The 18937-nt window shown below is 54.5% G+C and carries 14 protein-coding genes; 8 read left to right on the forward strand and 6 right to left on the reverse strand.

All coding sequences use genetic code 11. The annotated features are described in order from the left end of the window. Positions 1 to 75: 75 nt before the first annotated feature. From DFP98_RS29790 to DFP98_RS29815, 6 genes are all read left to right on the forward strand, one after another. Positions 76 to 1512 (forward strand): spore germination protein, encoded by a 1437-nt coding sequence (locus DFP98_RS29790; protein ID WP_116064280.1) that lies wholly within the window; start codon positions 76 to 78, stop codon positions 1510 to 1512. Beyond that, entirely contained in the window at positions 1512 to 2717 is a 1206-nt protein-coding gene (locus DFP98_RS29795; protein WP_116064281.1) for a Ger(x)C family spore germination protein, read from the forward strand. The genes DFP98_RS29790 and DFP98_RS29795 overlap by 1 nt, the downstream gene beginning before the upstream one ends. A gap of 7 nt (positions 2718 to 2724) precedes the next feature. After that, positions 2725 to 2955 carry a hypothetical protein gene (locus tag DFP98_RS29800; protein WP_116064282.1) on the forward strand — a complete coding sequence of 77 codons (231 nt, stop codon included), beginning with the start codon at positions 2725 to 2727 and terminating at the stop codon, positions 2953 to 2955. Positions 2956 to 2974: 19 nt separating this feature from the next. Further along, positions 2975 to 4063 (forward strand): GerAB/ArcD/ProY family transporter, encoded by a 1089-nt coding sequence (locus tag DFP98_RS29805; protein WP_116064283.1) that lies wholly within the window; start codon positions 2975 to 2977, stop codon positions 4061 to 4063. Further along, entirely contained in the window at positions 4060 to 5160 is a 1101-nt protein-coding gene (locus DFP98_RS29810; RefSeq protein ID WP_116064284.1) for a GerAB/ArcD/ProY family transporter, read from the forward strand. The genes DFP98_RS29805 and DFP98_RS29810 overlap by 4 nt, the downstream gene beginning before the upstream one ends. A gap of 100 nt (positions 5161 to 5260) precedes the next feature. Then, positions 5261 to 7486 (forward strand): heavy metal translocating P-type ATPase, encoded by a 2226-nt coding sequence (locus tag DFP98_RS29815; protein ID WP_116064285.1) that lies wholly within the window; start codon positions 5261 to 5263, stop codon positions 7484 to 7486. Positions 7487 to 8036: 550 nt separating this feature from the next. Here DFP98_RS29815 and DFP98_RS29825 read toward each other — a convergent pair. Further along, a complete protein-coding gene (locus tag DFP98_RS29825; RefSeq protein ID WP_116064287.1) occupies positions 8037 to 8468 on the reverse strand; it encodes a universal stress protein in 432 nt (143 codons plus the stop codon). 177 nt (positions 8469 to 8645) lie between these two features. On the opposite strand from DFP98_RS29825, the gene DFP98_RS29830 reads away from it, so the two are divergent. After that, complete coding sequence (locus DFP98_RS29830) at positions 8646 to 9932, forward strand: class II aldolase/adducin family protein (RefSeq protein ID WP_116064288.1); 1287 nt, start codon at positions 8646 to 8648, stop codon at positions 9930 to 9932. A gap of 67 nt (positions 9933 to 9999) precedes the next feature. Here the strand turns inward: DFP98_RS29830 and DFP98_RS29835 are convergent, their stop codons facing one another. The 4 genes from DFP98_RS29835 to DFP98_RS29850 all read right to left on the reverse strand — a co-directional run bounded on the left by DFP98_RS29835 (position 10000) and on the right by DFP98_RS29850 (position 15353). Further along, positions 10000 to 10419, reverse strand: coding sequence for a DUF1801 domain-containing protein (locus DFP98_RS29835; protein ID WP_116064289.1), 420 nt, complete (start codon positions 10417 to 10419; stop codon positions 10000 to 10002). Between the two features lie 116 nt (positions 10420 to 10535). Further along, the gene (locus tag DFP98_RS29840; RefSeq protein WP_181918021.1) at positions 10536 to 11585 is read right to left on the reverse strand and encodes a threonine aldolase family protein; all 1050 of its coding nucleotides are present in this window, start codon (positions 11583 to 11585) and stop codon (positions 10536 to 10538) included. A gap of 29 nt (positions 11586 to 11614) precedes the next feature. Continuing rightward, a complete protein-coding gene (locus tag DFP98_RS29845) occupies positions 11615 to 13720 on the reverse strand; it encodes a hydantoinase/oxoprolinase family protein (RefSeq protein ID WP_116064291.1) in 2106 nt (701 codons plus the stop codon). Next, entirely contained in the window at positions 13698 to 15353 is a 1656-nt protein-coding gene (locus DFP98_RS29850; RefSeq protein WP_116064292.1) for a hydantoinase B/oxoprolinase family protein, read from the reverse strand. Before DFP98_RS29850 ends, DFP98_RS29845 begins: the two co-directional genes overlap by 23 nt. Before the next feature lie 206 nt (positions 15354 to 15559). Here DFP98_RS29850 and DFP98_RS29855 point away from each other — a divergent pair, with 206 nt between their 5' ends. After that, complete coding sequence (locus DFP98_RS29855; protein ID WP_116064293.1) at positions 15560 to 16468, forward strand: LysR family transcriptional regulator; 909 nt, start codon at positions 15560 to 15562, stop codon at positions 16466 to 16468. A gap of 13 nt (positions 16469 to 16481) precedes the next feature. On the opposite strand, the gene DFP98_RS29860 is transcribed toward DFP98_RS29855, so the two are convergent. Beyond that, positions 16482 to 18914 carry a DUF4838 domain-containing protein gene (locus DFP98_RS29860; protein WP_116064294.1) on the reverse strand — a complete coding sequence of 811 codons (2433 nt, stop codon included), beginning with the start codon at positions 18912 to 18914 and terminating at the stop codon, positions 16482 to 16484. Positions 18915 to 18937 lie beyond the last annotated feature (23 nt).

Consider the following 18937-nt stretch of genomic DNA (forward strand, 5'->3'; position numbering starts at 1 on the left):
CGGCTCGCGATGAATTGCTATTTTCTCTTCTGGAAATACTTAGTGAACGCGTTACGCGCTCGAAAGGGGATAGGTATGAACAACTTAAGCCGGGATAGGCAACAGACGCTTGACCATATCCTGTCCCTGATGGGCCGCAGCCCCGACCTGATTGTCCGCGAGCTTAAACTGCCCAGCAAACAAAGCCTTACTCTGCTGTATCTGGACGGCATGGTCGACAAGCATGCCGTCCAGAACAGCGTCATCGCCTCTCTGCTGGATCGCGCTCCGGCGGAGCAGGCGTCGTTAGCGGGTCTGCAGCAATACGTAATCGACGCTGGGGAAATGGGCTTAACCGACACCGTGGACGAGTTGCTCGACCGTCTGCTATCCGGGTTTCTGATCGTGCTGATGGATGGGGCGGATCGCTGCCTGTTCGTCGGCATGCAGGGCTGGGAGGATCGCGCCGTTACGGAATCGAAGACGCAATCGGTCGTCCGCGGCCCCCAGGATTCCTTTACGGAAACGCTGCGCACGAATACGACGCTGGTCCGCAGAAGAGTGAAAGACTCCCGCGTCCGCATCATCAACCTCAAAATCGGCTATCGGACGAAAACAGACGTCGACTTGATGTACATCAGCGGACTTGCGGATGAGAAGCTTGTCGAGACGATCTCGGAACGGCTGCGTTCCGTACGCATCGACCGCGTGCTCGAAGGCGAATACGTGGAGGAGTTGTTGCGAAGCAATCAAACAAAGACCATCTTCCCGACGATGTACAACACGGACAGGCCGGACGTTATCTCGGCGGGAATTCTTGAAGGCAAAATCGCCATCTTCGTCGACAACACGCCGTTTGTGCTGCTTGCGCCTACACTGTTCGTCGATTATATGCAATCGGCGGAAGACTACTATCAATCGATTCTATACTCGAATGCGATTCGGCTGCTTCGTTACGTTTCTCTGTTCATCTGCATGCTTGCGCCTGCCATCTACATCGCCTTAACGACGTTCCACCAGGATATGCTGCCGACGCAGCTGCTGCTGAGTCTTGCCGCGCAGCGCGAGGGCATCCCCTTTCCGGCGTTTCTCGAAGCGTTGCTCATGGAAGTTACCTTTGAAATATTGCGCGAAGCGGGCATTCGAATGCCGCGTACAATCGGACAAGCGGTATCGATCGTCGGAACGATCGTGATCGGCCAAGCCGCTGTCGAAGCGAGCATCGTCTCGCCGGCCATGGTCATCATCGTTGCCATCACGGCCATTGCGAGCTTCGTCATCCCCTCGTATTCGATGTCGATCTCCATCCGTTTCCTGCGATTTGCCTTTATGGGCCTTGCGGCCGTTATGGGCGTGTACGGCCTAACGATAGGTTTTATTGTGCTGACAATCCATCTGTGCCATCTGCAATCGTTCGGCATTCCTTACATGAGTCCGATGGCGCCGTTCCGCAAGGGAATGCAGCAGGACGCCGTCTTTCGCTTCCCCTATCGCAGCTCGAATCGGTTCGGCTCCGCAAGAGGCAAACGATAATGCGGCTGATCAGGCTCTTCCGCATGGCCGCGGTAGTATTAGTCTTTGCTCTTGCGCTGTCCGGATGTTGGAATCGTCGCGAATTAAACGAGTTGTCCGTCGTGCTGGCCATGGGCGTCGACAAAGTCGACGACGAATACGTCGTTACCCTGCAATCCGTCGATCCGACCCAAATGTCGCGCAATCGGGCGGCCAATCGCTCCCCGGTCGTTACGTTTACTCAGCGTTCCGAGACCATATTCGAAGCGCTGCGCAAGGTGACGACGAAGGCCTCTAGAAAGATGTATGTCGCTCACCTGCGTCTGCTCGTATTTAACGAAAAAGCCGCTCGGGAAGGGATCAACGATATCGTGGACTTCTTCGCAAGGGATCACGAGTTTCGTCCGGATTTCTATATCGCGATCGCCAAAGACGCGAATGCGCAAGAATTGCTTGAGCTGACGACGCCAACCGAAATATTGCCGGCCATGGAGCTGTATAAGTCGCTTAAAGTATCGCAGGAGGCTTGGGCGCCAACCGCAGCCGTCAACATTATCGATTTTCTGCAAAAAATTACGAAAACCGGCGTCGAACCCGTTCTGACAGGCGTAACGGTAATCGGGGACATCAAAAAGGGCAAAACGCTCGGCAACGTCACCCGTCCGAAGTCGTTCTCCGAATTCAAGTACGTAGGCATCGGCGTCCTGAAGGACGACCGTCTGATCGGCTGGCTGAACGAAAGCGAAAGCAAAGCTTACAACTATGTGACAAACAACATTAAGAGCACGGTCGGCATTGTGGGCTGTCCCGACTCCGACAAGAAATTTAACGTAGAAGTGATCCTATCCAGGGTGAATGTGCTTCCATCTATTCGCGACGGAGAGCCCTACGCTCAGGTCAAAATGAAAACCGAAGCGAATTTAGCCGAGGTCGGATGCGACGTAGATTTGACGAAGGAAGAAGAATTTCTCAAGCTGCAAAGCGCCGCCTCCGAACAGCTATACGACCTGCTCTTCGATTCGATTACAAGGGTGCAGCGTCATTACGGCGCCGACATTTTCGGCTTCGGGGAAGCCTTCCATCGTAAACATCCCCGGCAATGGCATCAATGGAAGCGGGATTGGGACCGTTATTTCAAAGAGATGCAGGTCGACATCTCTATCGATTATAAGCTGCGCAAAATCGGAAAAATGATCAATCCGCTCGACAAAGCGGAAAAGGAGTGAGCCGGCTATGTTATTGGCGATCGTCATGGGTATCGCGCTTGCGGGTTCGCTAATTGAATATCGCAGCCTCGCGCGCTTGAAGCAGCGACGCGACATTGCGGTCGGAGCCGTATTTCTGGCAGCGGGCCTGCTGCTCGGCGTGCTGCGTCTGGCCCAAGTTAACTTGCCGAGCCCGCTCGGGATCATCGATACGCTGTTCCAGCCGGCCAGCCAGTTTGTAGCCAAGCTGCTATCTTGACAAGATGGGGTTGTAGCGAATGGACGGATTGAGCGAAAGACAGGCGACCATCTGGTTTATGCTGTACCAATTGGGCAGCTCGTTTCTCGTGCTTCCGTCAGTGCTGGCAAGCGCGGCCATGCAGGACGCGTGGCTTGCCGTTCCCGCGGCTCTTGCCCTGCAGATGCTATTCCTTCCGCTCTGCTTGGCGGTTGCGAGGCGAACCGGGGACAAAACGTTTATGGCCTATTTGGACGATCTGTGGGGGAAAAAGACAGGCAGAATCGCCATTGGCTTGTTCAGCCTGGCGTGCCCTTTTCTCATTCTCACAATGACCTTGCGGAATTTAGGCGACTTCATCAGCACCTCGTTGATGCCGGAAACGCCTACCGATGCGCTGTACCTGCTTATGATGGGAGCGGTCGTATATATCAACCGCGCCGGCGTTGCGGTATGCGGAAGAACCGGGGAAATTTTGTCGTTTTTCGCCGTATCGCTGCTCTCCATTATTTTCGTATCGCTGGTCCCAAGCATGAAGGCCGACAATCTGCTTCCGGTATTCGAATACGGCTGGAGGCCGATCGCCAGCGGCGCGGTGCCTCTTCTAGCATTCCCCTACCTGGAAAGCGTCCTCTTCCTTTTCTTCCTCCCGCGCCTTCGCTATTCGCATTGGAAGCGGGCCGTATATGCCAGCTTAGCGATCAGCGGCGGAATCTTCCTGCTGTTGACGCTGTTCACAATCGCGGTGCTAGGGGAAACGATTGTCGCCAACGTCTCGTTTCCGAGCTACTTTGTCGTTCGAACGATCAGCGTCGGAGACTTCTACGAGCGCTTTGAGGTATTGATCACCATTTTGTGGTTTATTACCATTTTCATGCGATTGTCGCTGCTCATGCACGTATCGAGCGCCGGTTTGGCCCACGCCTTTCAGCTAAAGTCTCCGCAGGCGCTGCTCATTCCGCTCTCGCTGATCGGCCTGCTCGTCGCCAATTTCATCTGGCCGAACGTATCGTATTTGCGCGAGATTTTTAACATTTGGCCGATTTACGCGCTGCTGTTCGGGGCGGCTTTTCCGTTTGTCGTCTGGCTGACAGGCTGCTTTGTCCGGAGAACGAGAGGTGTCTCATGACCAAGCCAAGCGTTACGCCCAAGCAGCTTGTTCACTGGATTATTCTGTACCAGTTGGGGAGCTCCTTCTTGCTCCTGCCCGGAATGCTTACCACGATTGCTAAGCAGGATGCGTGGATAGCGGTGTTGCTGTCCATACTCGGCTATATGCTGCTTGTGCCGATGTATGCCGCTATCGCCAAACGGATGCATGGGAGAACCATCCATGAATATGCGGTCGGAGTGTTCGGCAAACTGCTCGGCAGCACGCTGCTTTTTGTGTTTATCGTCTGCTTCCCGTTCCTGATCTTTACTCTCTTATTGGCTGATTTAAGCGATTTTGTGGCCACCGTTTTCTTTCCCGAGACGCCGGAGATTGTCATCCAGGCGGGAATGCTGCTGCCTGTTCTATATGCGCTTCGACTCGGAATCGCGTCCGTCGGACGCGCCGCGGAAATTTTGTTCTACATCGTTCTGTTCCTGTTTCTGCTCGGCTATCTGTCGCTCGTTCCCGCTATGAATCCGACTCAGCTGCTGCCCGTCTTGGAGTACGGCTGGAAGCCGCCGGTCTATGCATCGCTTTCCATGTTGGCTTTTCCTTATGCGGAAACGGCTTTCTTGCTTTTCGTTACGCCCTACACACGCAATTTCCGCAAATGGAGCTCTCTGTTCGCAGGATGCGCCCTTGTCGTCGGGAGCATATTTTTGCTAATGACGCTGCTGTCGGTCGGCGTACTGGGCGAAGCTCTTGCGGCAAACATGGCCTATCCCAGCTATACGGTGCTGACGACGATCAGTTATTGGGATTTCTACGAGCGCTTTGAAGTGATTGTCGGCGTATTATGGTACATCACGATCTTCTTCCGGCTAACGCTGCTTCTGTTCGTAAGCGCCGACGGCCTGGCCAGCGTGCTTCGACTTAGCGATTACCGTATTCTGCTGAGCGGCTTGTCCCTGATTGCCCTGACACTGGCCGGCGTCGTCCATCCGAATGCCGTCTTCTTCCTCAATTCGCTGAAGCCGTGGCAGAGCTACGCCATCTTGCTCGGAATCGCGGTTCCTTTTGTCGTTCTGCTTATCGATGCACTAAGATCAAGGGCGGTTCGCACTCGATCTTGACAGTTTCAATCGGGCCGATTTTGTCTATTCGACTTGTTTTGTCGTTTGCTTTAGATTATTATATGAACAAGTATTCATTTAATAATGGGAGAGGATTGAAATGATCGAATACCGGGTTAAAGGGCTGTCTTGCGGGAACTGCGCCCGGACGCTGGAGGAGGAAATCAAGCGGCTGGACTACGGGGATACGGCCTCGCTTAGCTTTGCCAGCGGCAAGCTTAAGCTCGATGAACGGGTTCCGCTCGATCGCGTCAGGCAAATTCTGAAGAGCGACCGCGCATATCTTGTCGAACAGCCTGCAGAACAAGGTTCCGGGTCCGGGCACGCATCGGCAATGGCTTTGACTGAAGCGGCGCACACGCACGATCACTCGAACGATCATAGCCAGCCGCATGCACACGAACATTCCGGCTTTCACGATCATAGCCAGCCTCATAGCCATGAGCACTCGCATGAGCACGACCATGCTCACTCTCACGGCAGCAAACGGATGATCGCGCTATTGGCCGTTTCGACCGCAATCTATGTCGCTGCTCTCATCATGGACGGACGACTCTCCTCTTCGCTCGCCGTCGTCTGTTATTTGCTAGCCGCCGCGCTTAGCGGATACTCTACTTTTTATAAGGGCGCGAAGAACCTGCTCCGGCTCAAGTTCAATATCGACACGTTGATGACAATCGCGCTGATCGGAGCCGTCGCAATCGGCGAATGGAAGGAAGCGACGCTGGTCGCCATTTTATTCGGCGTTAACGAGCTGCTCGAGGGGCTGGGGATGGAGAAAGCCCGGCGATCGATGGAACGGCTGCTTAGCGTCGCGCCGAAGCAAGCGAGCAAGCTTGAGGATGGCAAAGAGACGATCGTACCGATCGCGGCGCTGCAAGCGGGCGACACGGTTATCGTGAAGCCCGGGGAGAAAATTCCGTCCGACGGCGAGGTCGTCTTCGGACGAAGCTCGGTGAACGAAGCGGCCATTACCGGAGAATCGCTGCCGTTGGAGAAAGGCGAAGGCGATGCCGTATTCGGAGGAAGCATCAACAACGAAGGCGTTATTCGCGTACGCATCCGCAAAGCATATAAAGACTCCTCCCTCGCCCGAATTTTGCATCTTGTCGAAGAGGCGCAGGAGACGAAGACGCCGACCGAGCTATTCATTGATCGTTTCGCGAAATACTATACGCCGCTCATCATGCTCGTCGCGGCGCTCGTAGCGTTGGTCCCTCCGCTGCTGCTGGGCGGAGATTGGACGAAATGGCTATATCAAGGGTTGGCCGTCTTGATCGTGGGCTGCCCGTGCGCGCTTATTCTCTCGTCCCCGATCGCGATTCTGTCGGGCATCGCGCGCAGCGCCCGCCACGGCATTCTTGTCAAAGGCGGCATCCATCTTGAGCAGCTCGGCAAGCTGGATACGCTGGCCTTCGATAAAACCGGAACGTTGACCAAGGGCGAGCCGTACGTGGAGCAAATGACCGTATACGACGCAGAGCGTTTTCTCGCCGTCGCGGGAGCCATTGAACAATCCTCCTCCCATCCGCTGGCCAAAGCGATCATGAAGGAGGTCGGCCGAGCGGGCGTAACATTGCCTGAGGCCGTCGACATCCGCGCCGTCCCTGGCCGCGGAGCCGTGGCCGAATGCGACGGAGCCTCCTATTGGCTGGGCAACGAGAACATCGTCGAGCACTTCAACATTCCCGAGTCTATTCGTGCCGAGATTGAAGCCTATAAGCAGCAGGGGCTTACGATTGTTCTTGTCGCCGATTCCGCCGCGATTCTCGGGTTGTTCGGCATCGCCGACGAGATTCGCGAGGAAAGCGCGTCCGTGCTAGCGGCGCTGCGCCGTCAAGGAATTAGACGCACCGTCATGCTGACGGGCGACCATGCGAAAACCGCGGAGAAGGTCGCCCGAGCGGTAGGCGTAGATGAAGCGTTCGGCGGCCTGCTGCCCGAGGAGAAGGTTGCGAAGGTGCGGCGTCTCGCCGAGGAAGGCGTCGTGGGCATGGTCGGCGACGGCATTAACGACGCACCCGCTCTCGCTTCCGCTCACATCGGCATCGCGATGGGCAAAGGAACGGACAGCGCAATCGAAACCGCGGACGTCGTGCTCATGCAGGATCATCTTGGCAAATTGCCGGAAGCGATCCGCACAGCCAAACACGTCAACCGCACGATCCGCTTCAACATTGCAATCTCGCTCGGATTGAAGCTGGCCGCGCTGTTGCTTACGCTTCCGGGCTGGCTCACGTTATGGTTCGCGATTCTGTCCGACATGGGCGCAACCGTCTTCGTCACGCTCGTCAGCCTGACGATTCTGATTGAACGCAAATCATAGAAGAACACCCTGCGCTGCCGCCTTCGGGCGGACTGCTGCCGGGTGTTCTTTCTTTTTCGCCGCATTTGCGACTACGCTCTTCTCCATTTTTCTCTTGTCCAGCCAAAGGTACAAGCAATGCGTGCGGCTCCCTCATACACTCTAGTATTATCCAAAGAATCGAGGTGAGCCCTAATGAGTCGTGAATGTCAGGACAAGCACAAATCCCATGATAAACATAAGTCCTGCTGTAAACACAAATCTCCCCCTAAGAGCAAAGGCTGCGAGAAGGACAAATGCGGTGAGCACAGATCCCATGGCCATCACAAGTCCCATGGTCACCACAAGTCTCACGGTCACAAATCGTGCGGCATGCACAAGTCTGGCGGTATGCACAAGTCCGGCGAGCAGCATAAGAGCTGTGGCAAGCGCAGCGAAGGCCATCACAAAAGCGAAGGCAAGAAGGATTACAGCCACAAAGGCTTCTGCTGCTATCCGAGATCCTGGCTGTGAGCTCGATCCTCATTCGTTCCGGAGTCCGCATTCGTTGCGGGCTCTTTGCGTTGTGCCTTCATTTGACGACCAGCACCGGAATTTGCGCTTGCTGCACGACATGATGGCTGACGCTACCAAGCATCCACTCCCGAATCGGTCCGAGCCCTCTGTTGCCGATTACGATCAAGTCGCAGCAATATTCCTTGGCATATTGCAAGATTGCCGAGGAAGGAACGCCTTCGAGAACAGCGACTTTCGCGTAGGGCAGCTCTTTGATCGCATCCTCCGCTTGGCGAACTAGACTAACCTGATACTCTTTCATCCGTTCCTCGTAGCCGCTCGGCACAACCATGCCAAACCCGGCAAAAGCATAAGGCGGCCTCGCGGTGACGTGAGCGACGGTCAGCTTGCTACCCGGGCGGCTATCGACGAGCTTGACGGCGTGGGCGAGCGCTTTGGCCGACGCTTTGGAGCCATCGAATGCGGCCAATACGTGATGATAGGTCATCCGTTCCCCTCCCTTTCCGAATGCGTACTTATAGTATATACTCCTCGCCCCGAATTTCTGTAGCGTTTCTCACATTTGGGCATAAAGCCGAAATTTGCGAGGAATTATGACTTTCTTTACAGTCGGAAAACCGGTTTTTATGTACAATAGAGGGAAACAGGACTAGGAGGAGCTTATATGCGCTACGATCTACTTCACCCCGCGGATCAAATACTTCTGATGATGGACCGGATTTACGGTTATGGTATGACGACGACGTCCGGCGGCAATCTGTCGATTCTTGACGAACAAAATCAAATTTGGATTACGCCCGCAGGCGTAGATAAAGGCACGTTGACGCGAAACGATATCGTATGCGTCAAACCCGACGGTACGGTCGTCGGCCATCATCGCCCGTCAAGCGAGTTTCCGTTCCACCGGCTCATCTACGCCGCTCGGCCGGACTTGCGGGCCGTCGTGCACGCCCATCCCCCCGCTCTCGTCTCGTTCAGCATCGTCAGGCGCATTCCCGACACGCGGCTGCTGCCTAACGAGCGGCAGATTTGCGGAGAAATCGGCATGGCGGAATACGCCCTCCCCGGCAGCAGCCAACTGGGCGAAAATATCGCCGCCGTGTTCCAACGCGGCAACGATTCGGTCATGTTGGAAAACCACGGCGTTGTCGTCGGCGGAGCGGATCTGTTCCAAGCGTTTCAACGCTTCGAGACGCTTGATTTCTGCGCGCGGCTGGAAATTAACGCTCGCAGGCTCGGAACGCCGACGCTGCTGTCGGACGATCAGTTCGGCGCGATGGCACACAGCGACGAGCCGGAGCTGGGCGAGTTCGTCCCGCAGTCGTACGGCACGGACGAGCTTGCCTTTCGCCGGGATATGTGCACGCTGATCAAGCGAGCCTACGACCAGCGCCTGTTCACGAGCACGCAGGGAACGTTCTCGCATAGACTTGCGGACGGTTCCTTTGTCATCACGCCTTTCGGAGTCGACCGCAAATACTTGGAGCCGGAGGACCTTGTGCGCATCGAGGGCGGAGCGGTCGAAGCCGGCAAAACGCCGAGCCGTTCCGTCCACCTTCATAAGCGCATTTACGAGCTGCACCCTCATATCGACAGCGTCATAATCGCGCATCCGCCGAATGTGATGGCCTTTGCCGTCACCGACCGCGAGCTCGACTCGCGTACGATTCCGGAGAGCTACATTCTGATGCGGCAGACGCCCAAGCTTCCTTTCGACGCCGTCTATCGCAACACGGAAGGCACTGCGGCCCGCTTTACGAAAGACACGCCGATCGCTATCGTGGACAACAACTGCGTCATCGTAACCGGCCAAAATCTGCTTAATGCGTTCGACCGGCTCGAAGTCGCCGAATACAGCGCCAAAGCGCTTCTGTCGGCCGGCTGCCTCGGAGACATCGTGCACATCGGCCCTGAGCAGATCCGCGACTTGGAGATTGCGTTTAAGCTATAATATGACAAAGCCCGCAGGAGTTTGGCCTCTTCACGCAGCCAAGCTCTCGCGGGCTTTTTTTCGGTGATCATTCGGGATATGTCACCTTTAGGAAATCGACGGACTGTCGGATCAACGTTTTCAGCGTCTCAATGTCGATGTCGTCCAGCTTGTTGATGTAGACGCACGCCTTGCCTGTCGTATGTTTGCCGAGCTTCTGCAGCAGTTCCTCTCGCTGAGAATCGCCGGGAGCGAAATAAAGGCTGATCTTCGCCTTTCTTGGCGAGAAGCCGACAAGCGGCGCGTCTCCCTCATGACCTGTCGCATACTTGTAATGGTACGATCCGAAGCCGATGATGCTCGGTCCCCACATTTTTCCCGGATAACCGGTCGTCTCGGCAAAAATGTCGAGCAGTTTATAGCCGTCTTCTCGCTTCTTAGGATGGTCCACGCTCTCGATAAACTCGATGACGCTGTTTTCGGTTTCCTTTGTTTTCTGTTCGTACACGGGATCACGGCTCCCTTGACTTGTTTGAGGATGAGAACAAGGTAGCACGGATCTGGACATCTTGTCAAAATAACAGCTAAGGCGTTTCTGTTCGATCATCGTTCGCCGTTCCTTGCCTATCCGATTGCTTCCCCCAACAATCGAGATGCCCTTAAGGCGTCTTCATCGTTGATTTCCCGATGGAAGACGAAGCGCAGGACGGCATCGCTATATAAGTAGGAAGCGACGCCTCGTATCTTCAAACGCTGCAAAACTTCTTTCGCGGCAAGACCCGTACCGGAAACGTCGACCATGACGATATTCGTTTGTACCCTTTGAAGCTCTACGCCAATACCTGGAATCCGTTGTACCGCCGATGCGAACAAGTAGGCTCGGCGATGATCTTTTGCGATATCGTCCACCATTTCATTCAAGCCGATCAATCCCGCCGCAGCGATGATTTCGGCCTTATGCTGACTGTCTCCGCCAAGCGCCCGAGCCAACTGCGACGCTTTCCGGATCATTGCCGCGGAGCCGCACAATAAAGCACCTTCCAAAGCGCATAACCCTTTGTTTAAGTTGATCGTCACCGAGTCGTACATTTCCGTCATTTGCCGCACCGGTAAATCCAGCGCTACCGCCGCATTAAAGATTCGCGCTCCGTCCAAATGAACGTAAATTTCGCGCTCCTTCATTGCCGCGCAAACTTCCGCCGCATAGGCTTGGGGCAGAACCGCGCCTCCGCCGGCATTGTGCGTATTTTCCAAACAGAGCAGCTTAGTGCGAGGCCGATGCGAAAATACGGATGCCTCTACGGCGGATAGGATCTCCTCGAGGTCGATCGCGCCGCGTCGCCCCTTGAGCAGCTTCGGATAAATGCCCGCAATGGATGCCATGCCCCAGCCTTCCGACCAGGCGATATGGGAGCTTTCCTCTAGAATCACTTGATCTCCGCGATCCGCATGCGCCATCATCGCAATTAAATTCGCCATCGTACATGAAGGCAGCAGCAATGCCGCAGCTTGTCCCGTCAATTCGCAAGCTCTGGCCAAGAGCGCCTCCACCGCCTCTTGGCCTTTGAACGGGGTAGCGTTAAGCGCCACGGCTTGCATGGCCTCCCACATCCGGCTTGTCGGCGCTGTCCTCGCGTCCGTGCCGAGATCGATATAAGGGTCGTTTCTCCCCATAATGCCGTCTCTCCGATCGCATTTCATCATCAATGAAGATCTATGACCAGGTTGAGGTGACCATCCACCTTAATCGTTGTGTTAGGTCCCGCCACTACGGTCGATTCCCGTTCTTCGATAACCGCCGGCCCCGGGACGGTCGTACCGGGAACTAAACGATATCGATCGTATACTGCCGTATCGGCAAATGACTTGATTTCATGAAAATATACGTTCCTGCGGCCCTTCAACGCCTTCTCGCCATCCGGATCGTAACGATTGAAGCGAAGATTGGACACCTGCTCAGGCGCAAAAGAACGCAACCGCAAATTGATGATTTCAAGCGAGACGCCTTGCGGACAATGGCCGAACGTCGCTTCGTATTCCTTCAGAAAAGCCGTCTCCAAAACACTTGTATCCTCATCGATCAGCATCGATTCCGGAAACTTTACGGCAATCTCATAACCTTGTCCGGCATATCGCATCTCTGCCGTATACATCGTCTCCATCTCTTCTTCCCTGACCCCCACCTTGCCCAAGCCTTCCGCCGCGTTCTTCCGCATATCCGCGAAAAGACTGCGAAGGTACGCCCAATCCAAAGCATCCAGGCTGCTAACATAGCTGCGTCCGAGTTCCACCATAGGCGGAGCGACGAGCATGCCTGCCGCTGATGCGACTCCTGTTGCGGGAGGGCACACGATTCGGCCCAGTCCGAGCAAACGGGCTATGCCGTACGCATGAACCGGTCCGGCTCCGCCTGTCGCCACCAAGCTGAATTTGCGCGGATCGGTCCCTTTCTCGGCGATATGAATTCTTGCCGCCGACACCATATTATGGTTCACGATTTCATGAATACCCGCTGCGGCTTCTATTGAGCTGATCCCAAGCGGTATGGCTACCTTATTCGCGATAGCTCTCTCTGCGAGCTCGGCGCTCAGTTGCATATCTCCTCCGAGAAAATAATCGGGATCCAAATACCCAAGCAGAACGTCTGCATCCGTCACGACCGGATCTTCTCCCCCGAGATCGTAACAAGCCGGTCCCGGAACGGAGCCGGCGCTTTCCGGTCCGATTTTAAGCATGTTCATATTGTCGAGGTGCGCGATGCTTCCGCCGCCGGCGCCGATTTCGATCATTTCCATGACCGGAATACGCAGCTGTATGCCGCTCCCTTTCTTGAATCGCTGCATCCGCGCCGCCTCGAACTCGTAAACCCGATTCGGGCTTCCATCCCGGACCAGGCACATCTTGGCCGTGGTGCCGCCCATATCGAAAGCGATAATTTGGTTCTCTCCGGCCATTCTGCCGTGAAACGCCGCGGCGATGACGCCGGCCGCCGGACCGGACTCGATCAGTCGAATCGGATAGGCCGCTGCGGATTCGGCATCGGTCAACCCCCCGTTGGACATGACGACGTTCACCGAAGCATCCGTGCCGTAGGCGGCGAGGCTGCGCTCCTGCTTGGCAATATAGGTGCGGAGCAGCGGCTTCACGTAAGCGTTGGCGACCGTTGTCGAGAAGCGTTCCAGCTCGCGTATTTCGGGCGCGACATCGGAGGAAAGACTAACGGACACTTCGGGCATCTCCTCCAGTAAAATTCGCTCCGCCAGCTTCTCGTGCTCCGGATTGCGATAGCTGTTAATAAAAGCGATGGCGACCGATTGGATTCCCTGCTCCTTGAACAGCGCAGCCGCTTGACGAACATCCTCTTCATGGAAGTCGACCAGAACGGCTCCCTCGCTGTCCACGCGCTCCCTGACCTCCCTCCTTAAAAATCTCGGAACGAGCGGTTCCATTTTCTTCATAAACAGATCGAAAATATCGAAGCGCATTTCATTGCCGATCTCGATCACGTCCCGGTATCCCGCCGTCGTTATAAGCCCCGTCGGCACGCCTTTGCGCTCGATCATCGTATTGGCGATCAGCGTCGTGCCATGGATAAACGTTTCCACGTCCTTCAAATCCAAACCGTATTGCTTCGCCATCTGATCCAAGCCATTGAAAATCGCGCGGCTCGGATCGTCCGGCGTCGTCAGTATTTTGCCGGTCAGGACGGTACCGCTTTCTTTGTCAAGCATCGTCAGATCGGTAAACGTTCCGCCGACATCCGAACCTACCATCCACTTGCCGATCTTATCCTTTGTATTGATAGACATTGACCGCGGCCTCCTTCGAAATCAATTCATTGAGCAAATCTTTCTCGATAAGCTTCGTCTGCCGTTCGTCCGCAAAGCCGAAGCCGCCCCCGCCGGAATATTGCAGACGAATTCGATCTCCCGGCCCCACTTGATTCCGCCCCTTTAGAGAAACGGCCAATTCACCGTTTACGGACGCATGCGCAGCGCCTCCCGCCGCTCCGCCGGCCGTCCCCGACGCCGGATGATCGACGCGGTCGAACATGAGCGACATCTGTACCGGTCCTTCCCCTCGAATTTCGAGCTCGATCACTTGGCCAAGCCCGCCTCGATACTTGCCCGCCCCGCCGGAATCCTGCAGCAATTCTTTCCGCCAGACGACCAGAGGAGAAACCGCTTCGGTAATTTCCATGGAACCGACGCTGACGTTGGAAGGAAAACTCGTGCAGCTTAGTCCGTCGTCCGTCGGCCGCGCACCCATGCCGCCGCAAATCGTCAGCACCGTCGAGTACGGCCTGTCCCGCCAAGTGCCGTTGAATATCGTATACTGCTGAGGCGCGCTTCCGGAATCGGCGATAATTTGATCCGGGATCGCTTTTGCTAGCGCTCCGTAGACGACGCAGGACAAGAAATGGCCGACCAAATGCCTGCCGTTCACCGGAGCGGGGAACAGAGGATTCAGAATGCTGCCTTCCGGCGCAACTACCGTAAACGGGCGGTAAGAGCCTTCGTTGCGCGGGGTCAACGGATCGATGGCGCATTTAACCGGAAAACAAGTGTACGCGTGCGTGTAATTATAAGGAACATTGATCGCGTGTCCGATTTGCGGCGACGATCCCGTAAAATCGATGACAAGCTGATCTCCGTTTACCGTCACCTTTACCTTCAGCTCGATAGGTTCGCCGTCGTATCCGTCCGTTTGCATTTCGTGACGGTATTCGCCGTCCGGAATCGCCGCTACGGCTTTCCGCATCGCTTGCTCGGCTTTATCTTGGATTTCGCGGGATATCGGAGAGATGTCCGCGATCCCGTTTTCCTCCAGCAACTCGATAAGAAGCGCAGCGCCGGCGCGGCCCGCCGCGATTTGCGCATGAACGTCTCCCAACACTTCGTCCGGCACTCGCACGTTGCCGCGCAAAATTCTTATTAAATCCTCGTTCGGCTTGCCTTCCTTATAAAGAAATAACGGAGGAATGCAGATGCCTTCCTCATATACCTCCCTGCCGTCGGAAGCCCACCCGCTTCCGCCCATATCCGCCATATGGGCAATGCTGCCAGAGAAACCGACCAGCTTATCCCTGTAGAAGATCGGAATAACGCATGTGATGTCAAGCAGGTGACCGGACGCGATCCATGGATCGTTCGTAATGACAACGTCGCCCGGACGCCAGTTTTGTCGGGGAAAGAGGTTCAGAATGCTTTTCAACGCTCGCGACATGACCCCATTAAAGGACGGAATACCGATCGTATTCTCGGCTACCGTGTCCCCGTTCTCGTCGAACAGTACGCAGGAATAATCGTTGGATTCTCGCACTGTCGGAGAGAAGGACGTTCTCTTTAATATCGTTGCCGTTTCGTCCGCAATTGCGATCAGACGGGTCCACAAGATTTCCAGCGTAATGGGGTCGATTCGTGTGGCTTCCACTTTAGGCATTTGACTTGCCTCCTAGAATGTAGGGTATAAGGCGTTTCAACAAGCAGCCTGCCTCCTCATTCTAGAATTGACGACCGGCAGCGTCCAATATATAATGTTCATCACTGATATAATCAAAATGGAATATCGCAATTGCGATAGATTACTTAACCGACTTGCTAAATAACTATTCAATGAAATAATAGATTAGGAATGGAGAGGCAATTATGCAGCTTCAGCTTTTGGAGTACTTCCAATGTATCGCGAAACTCGGAAATTTCACGAAAGCCGCACAGGAGCTTCATATCGCCCAGCCTGCTCTCAGCAAGCAAATGGCGAGATTGGAAGCCGAAATCGGCGCCGAGCTCTTCATTCGGACGGGCAGGGGAATCAAGCTTACGGAGGCGGGAAACAGACTTCTGTTTCACTGCGAGCGGATTTTGGCGGATTGGAAGATAGCGGCTCGGAGCATCCAGGATCTAGGACTGTCGGGACGCGGCTTTGTAAGATTGGCTATGTACCCGACATTCGTATGGTATATGCTGCCGCATTTTTTGCCTGAGTTCGTGCGCAACAACGACTCGATCGATTTGGAAATCGAGCAAGGATTGAATGAACCGATCCTGGATTGGGTTCTCGGGCATCATATGGAAGCGGGCATCGTCACCGCTCCCGTTCATCACCCGCAATTGCGCGAGCAGCCGTTGCATGTGGAAGAATTCGGTTTGCTGGTCTCCGCCGATCATCCTTGGTCGGGCAGGGACTGCGTACCGCTAGTGGAGCTTCATCAGCAGCCTCTCATTCTCTCTACCTTGAATCGTTGGTACGAGAGCTTCATTTTGCCGTTATTCAAGCAATTGGCGATTCAACCTCATGTGCGTCTCGTCGTCCATCAATACGACGTGATCAAGGAACTCGTTAGGGCAAATCTCGGCGTTGCCCTGGTTCCCGTCAATGCTTATCGAATGTGGAAAAAAACAGAGACGGGCATCGGGAATGAGCTTGCCATCGTTCCGATCGATCCTCCGCTACAGCGCCAGCTTCTCTGGATCGAGCGTCAAGACAGGACTCGTTCTCTCGCATGTCAACGGTTTCTGGACTATATGATTGCGTACTTAAATGCCGCGCAATCCTAGTAAGCGGGATGATCTATTCCAATTTGTACAAAGCGAAATCATCCAAATAAACGACATCTTCAGGTTCTTGGTTCCAGACGACGATAAAAAATAATAGATTTTCCACTTTAAGCGGATTCACTGTTCCAACGTAATCGTTAATTTCAAAAATAAATTCCAAGCTGGCCCAGCGCCCTTTCGTCTGATCAAGCCTCTTGCGATCGGATATCGCAACGCCTAGCATTTCTTTGCTTTCCGACCGGATGTAGTGGTAAAAACCGATCTCTCCGCGCGTTTGCGAATCTAAGGGCACGTAATAATAGACGATGGCGGCATATCTGCCTCCGGTAAGCGGGATATTCTGGGCAGCGCCGCCGTTAGGATATGCCCCTTTTATTTTCATGCCATATTGGCCGGAACGCGATTGTTCATTTGAGCGCTCTATGCAAGTAGCAGATTCATTATCTTTCTCGTACGACCAGTCTCCTTCCGTATACTCCCCGTCTTCGAAGCTCGCGCTTCTAAGCAAATTCTCTTTGTCTCCGGAATCAATCAATACGGCGAACAAATCTCTTACGAGCTCCGTCTCGGTTGTCGCCACGATCTCGGTCAAACGCATTCTTACCGCACCGCCCGCGGCTTCCTTCTTCAACCAATCTTCCAGCCCCCCGAAAGCCCCGCTCGACAGCCCGTTCCAAGATGTCGTCGCAAGCGGTTGTCTCAGCATAAGATCGCCGTCGAATTCAGCAAGCAATCGTCGTCTTTGATCGGCTAGCCCTATGTTATGTACGCTGTTCTCTATCAGAACGAGCGCCTCTTCTTCGCTCCGCGGCGGATTTACCGCCTCTTCAGAAGGAAAACTGAGTGCCGAAATTTCATAATACTCGAAGGCTCGCAATAAGAGTCTGGCGCGTTTTTTCTGTCGATCGGTATGCGTCTTTAAGACGACCTGCTCCAGCAAATCGCGACTCTCGACAAGTTCTTCCTTCGTTATATTTCTGAGATAGCTTGGACTTAAGAAATCCAAAAAGGTATGTCTTCTCGTTTGCCCCTTCCAGGTCGCATACCACGAGGTTTCCCATATTCGCATCGTCCAGAACTTTTCATATAGCTCGTAGTAAGACTTTAGATAGGGAGCCGCTTCGTCCCCAACCGCCCGTACGTACCATTCAGTCAACAGCTCGTCGACGTCCAAATCGGGATTCCACTGCAGCTTCGCCGATACCCACGGCTTCGGACCTTCACCGAAATTCGGGTACAACTCCGCGGCATGGGCAGTCACGTTATGATGTTGCGCATACTTGTAATTTTCCGCCATGACATGGGGATAGACGCGCGGCAGCGCATACGGCGAGCCGTACAGATATTCATACCAGCCCAGTTGCGTCGCGTGCTGTTGCCAAAGCTGCGTATGCCGCATTCCAGTGTCGCCGAGGTCCCGATCGTTCCAAGTCATGCGATCATCCGTAATATAGGGGATAACTCTCGGATTTAATCGTAGATTAGTCGGCACGTCATATACCCACGCGTACGCCAGCAAACCGAAGTATTTATCGGGGTGTACCGCAAGCACGCCCTCCGCCACTTTGTTGACCCAAGGGTAATACACGTCCGACATATTCGGCAGACCCAACGAGTTTAATCCTCCGCCGGTGTAGTTGGGGCTGCGCGGATCCAGCTCGCAAAAATTCGGATAATCGTTAATTCCCAAGGAATAGGATATTTCTTCCGGATGCGCATCAAAAAAAGCGATAATTTCGTTGATGGCAACTGCAGCGGTGGCGTCATTAAAGCAAGGCTGCCAGTGATCGTGCTGTGCGGGCACTGTATTGTTCGGATAGTATTCCGGATGATCGCGGAACTTGTTCGTATCGAACAAATTCATCAGATTGTGATGAAATTGAATCTTGTCATGCATGCGATTGTTCTTCGTCCATTCCGTCCACTCCACCGGGCGTTCCATTCCAAAAAAATGCCGCGAGATCGTAGCAGGCTCTTCCGATACCGTGCCGAACGGAACGGACAGCATCGTCGATTGCGGAACGTCAACTCCGTCCGGACCCGGCATCAGCCAACGTACGCCGACATAACGCTCCAGAAACTCGATGACGCCAAATTCGGTTCCCCAGCTGGTCGGTCCGACGATCGACAGGCTCCTCCCATCCTCGCGAACGTCGATCACGTAACCGTCGCCATCATTCATCGCCTGCAGAAGTTTTCCCAGCCTATCCGCATCTTCTGTCGGATAAGTGCCTACATGGATATGAATTTCCGAGTTCGCACGTTCGCTAGTCCCGATTGACAGCTTAGCCCCGGTTGCTCTCTCCACATATTCGCTCAATTTTTTCGCTGCGTCCAAGGTCTGTTGATCGGAATCGTCTGTAACGACAATGGCCGCTGAGGATTGGCCATCGACGACGATAACCCTCTTCCGATGGGTTTCCGCGTATACCCTTTCATTTTGCATGCCGTGATGCCTCCTGGCGAAGA

This window comes from Cohnella phaseoli (assembly GCF_003386235.1).
Classification (GTDB): Bacteria; Bacillota; Bacilli; order Paenibacillales; family Paenibacillaceae; genus Cohnella; species Cohnella phaseoli.

Excerpts from the sequence above, each read along its gene's own strand:
- DFP98_RS29860 (WP_116064294.1), bottom strand. The coding sequence starts at position 18,914 with ATGCAAAATGAAAGGGTATACGCGGAAACCCATCGGAAGAGGGTTATC.
- DFP98_RS29855 (WP_116064293.1), top strand. The coding sequence starts at position 15,560 with ATGCAGCTTCAGCTTTTGGAGTACTTCCAATGTATCGCGAAACTCGGA.
- DFP98_RS29800 (WP_116064282.1), top strand. The coding sequence starts at position 2,725 with ATGTTATTGGCGATCGTCATGGGTATCGCGCTTGCGGGTTCGCTAATT.
- DFP98_RS29815 (WP_116064285.1), top strand. The coding sequence starts at position 5,261 with ATGATCGAATACCGGGTTAAAGGGCTGTCTTGCGGGAACTGCGCCCGG.
- DFP98_RS29830 (WP_116064288.1), top strand. The coding sequence starts at position 8,646 with ATGCGCTACGATCTACTTCACCCCGCGGATCAAATACTTCTGATGATG.
- DFP98_RS29790 (WP_116064280.1), top strand. The coding sequence starts at position 76 with ATGAACAACTTAAGCCGGGATAGGCAACAGACGCTTGACCATATCCTG.
- DFP98_RS29840 (WP_181918021.1), bottom strand. The coding sequence starts at position 11,585 with ATGGGGAGAAACGACCCTTATATCGATCTCGGCACGGACGCGAGGACA.
- DFP98_RS29810 (WP_116064284.1), top strand. The coding sequence starts at position 4,060 with ATGACCAAGCCAAGCGTTACGCCCAAGCAGCTTGTTCACTGGATTATT.
- DFP98_RS29825 (WP_116064287.1), bottom strand. The coding sequence starts at position 8,468 with ATGACCTATCATCACGTATTGGCCGCATTCGATGGCTCCAAAGCGTCG.
- DFP98_RS29805 (WP_116064283.1), top strand. The coding sequence starts at position 2,975 with ATGGACGGATTGAGCGAAAGACAGGCGACCATCTGGTTTATGCTGTAC.
- DFP98_RS29850 (WP_116064292.1), bottom strand. The coding sequence starts at position 15,353 with ATGCCTAAAGTGGAAGCCACACGAATCGACCCCATTACGCTGGAAATC.
- DFP98_RS29845 (WP_116064291.1), bottom strand. The coding sequence starts at position 13,720 with ATGTCTATCAATACAAAGGATAAGATCGGCAAGTGGATGGTAGGTTCG.
- DFP98_RS29795 (WP_116064281.1), top strand. The coding sequence starts at position 1,512 with ATGCGGCTGATCAGGCTCTTCCGCATGGCCGCGGTAGTATTAGTCTTT.